Annotated in this window: 2 protein-coding genes and 1 pseudogene; 1 reads left to right on the top strand and 2 read right to left on the bottom strand. The window is 40.5% G+C overall.

Annotated elements, in window-relative coordinates:
- Positions 1–1,148: phosphate/phosphite/phosphonate ABC transporter substrate-binding protein (locus tag A2517_RS01385; protein WP_294893578.1), on the bottom strand; the 1,148-nt coding region annotated here is incomplete at its 3' end.
- A gap of 114 nt (positions 1,149–1,262) precedes the next feature.
- Between A2517_RS01385 and A2517_RS01380 the strand changes: the two genes are divergently transcribed.
- Positions 1,263–1,862 (top strand): superoxide dismutase, encoded by a 600-nt coding sequence (locus A2517_RS01380; protein WP_349681471.1) that lies wholly within the window; start codon positions 1,263–1,265, stop codon positions 1,860–1,862.
- 39 nt (positions 1,863–1,901) lie between these two features.
- On the opposite strand, the pseudogene fusA reads toward A2517_RS01380, so the two are convergent.
- Positions 1,902–2,168, bottom strand: a pseudogene (gene fusA, locus A2517_RS01375) (elongation factor G); the annotation flags it as partial.

The following is a 2,168-nucleotide window of genomic DNA, read 5'->3' as shown; positions in this document are numbered from 1 at the left end:
GTTCGCAAAATACTTCGGAGGTATTTTTCATTTAAATACGCTTCTTCAAGTCGTATACTTTTATCGAATAAATGCTGCGTTTTCTCTCGAACGTGCTCCTCCAATGAAGCATTCATAACTTCGAGTTCTCCTCTGGTCTCCCGTAGCCGCATATTAATTTTAAGTATATAAAGAGTCACAACAACCAATAGAATTAAAAGCAAAAATGAAATGACAATGTACATACCGTATTGTTCTACAAAATAGACAAATGCATCCGCTTTCATAGATTTATACGGGCCCAAATCAAGCTCTTTGAGACATTCATGGATACTTTGATAATCAAGCGGTATGGTCCACCCTAACGCTTTTGAAGTACGTGCCGCTTCTGAATCCGAGGGCATAGATATAAGGGCAACCGCTACCTTCTCTGCCAATTCATCCGAAGTATGTTTTGCGGTAGCTATAGGCCACTCAGGATAGAGTCTGGTACTGGCCTGATAATAAAAATCGGGGTAATTTTGATGATTAATAATCGCAAAATCATTGAGATTTATTTTCCCCTCTGACGCCATCCTCTCCAATGTATCGGTACGAACGGTACCTGCGTCTGCTTTACCCTCTAGCACCGCCTTCACTACAGCTTCGTGCGTTCCGTAAAAAGTCACTTTAATCTTATCCGCGTCTATGTTATGGGCTTTGAATTCTCTCAAAGCCATAATCCATCCTCCGAAAGAATCATGATTGACTGCGGCAAAAGGACGGTTTTTAATCTCTTTCAACTCCTGAATCGTTTGATTAAACGCGAGGGTGAACACAACCCCTCCAAATTGGGTTTGAGCCCGACCGTTTAGATCCATATTTTTGAGGGTAGCGATCCTAGAAATGCCGTAACGGTTTTCCAAATCGACATAGTAGGCAGAATTAGTAATGACAAAGTCTATTTTTTTATCACGAAGAGAGGGCGGAAATTCTTCAAATCGCAATGGAACTATTTCAAATTCGTAATTGGGAATTTTTGTATTCAAATACTCGGCAGTTGCATCCCACATCGTGTGGGTTGATTCATAATTTTTATGCGCCAATACACCGATAGAAACTCTCTCTTTTGCATCTAACAAGAGGGTGAATAACACTAAAAATGAAATAATATGGACTAAATTCTTCATCCTTTGATTATAGCGAATCCACCGAATAAATCTACTTTTTTTATTACTTTAATAATTTAGTATCTCATAAGGGTATTTTATTCTATAATAATCTCTTATCCAAACAAGGAGTTTATCATGGCGATCATTTTACCCTCACTGCCGTTTGAAAAAAATGCGTTGGAACCTTACATCAGTTCTTTGACACTCGAATACCACTACGGTAAACATCATAATACTTACGTTGTAAACACCAACAACCTGATAAAAGAGACGGAACTCGATACCTTGTCGCTCGAAGAGATTATTCTTCTAACCGCTAATGATTCGACAAAAACGTCCCTCTTTAACAATGCCGCGCAAGTGTGGAACCACACCTTCTATTGGAACTCCCTCAAACCAAACGGAGGCGGCCTTCCAACCGGTGAAATAGCTAAAAAAATAGATACCGATTTCGGAAGCTATGACAATTTTGCCAAAGAACTCAAAGAATCGGCATTGGGACAATTCGGAAGCGGATGGGCATGGCTTGTTCTTAAAAACGGAAAATTAAGTATTAGTAAAACGTCAAACGCCGATACCCCGATTGCCCATGGCGTAAAACCGATTTTGTGTATCGATGTTTGGGAACATGCCTATTATCTGGATTACAAAAACGCTCGTGCTGACTATGCCGATGCCGTGATCAAGAATTTATTAAATTGGGAGTTTGCGAATAGAAATTTAGAAGGATAGAGAGTGCCCCAAACGGGGCAAGAGGAGAAACAGAAAAGCTTAGCTGTTACGCTTTTTGATGATCTCTTCGGCAACGTTACGTGGAACTTCTTCGTAATGATCGAATTCCATAGAGTAACTTGCACGTCCTTGTGTCGCTGAACGAAGGTCAGTTGAGTAACCGAACATTTCAGACAACGGTACGAACGCGTCAACAATTTTGTTACCAGAACGGTCACCCATGTTGTTAACTTGTCCGCGACGACGGTTAAGGTCACCGATAACGTCACCCATGAAGTTCTCAGGAACTTCAACTTCAACTTTCAT

Origin of the sequence: Sulfuricurvum sp. RIFOXYD12_FULL_44_77, from assembly GCF_001830725.1 — a bacterium.
GTDB classification, from domain to species: Bacteria; Campylobacterota; Campylobacteria; order Campylobacterales; family Sulfurimonadaceae; genus Sulfuricurvum; species Sulfuricurvum kujiense_A.
The sequence above is the reverse complement of the archived record's forward strand: the minus strand, read 5'-3'. Positions and strand labels throughout refer to the sequence as shown.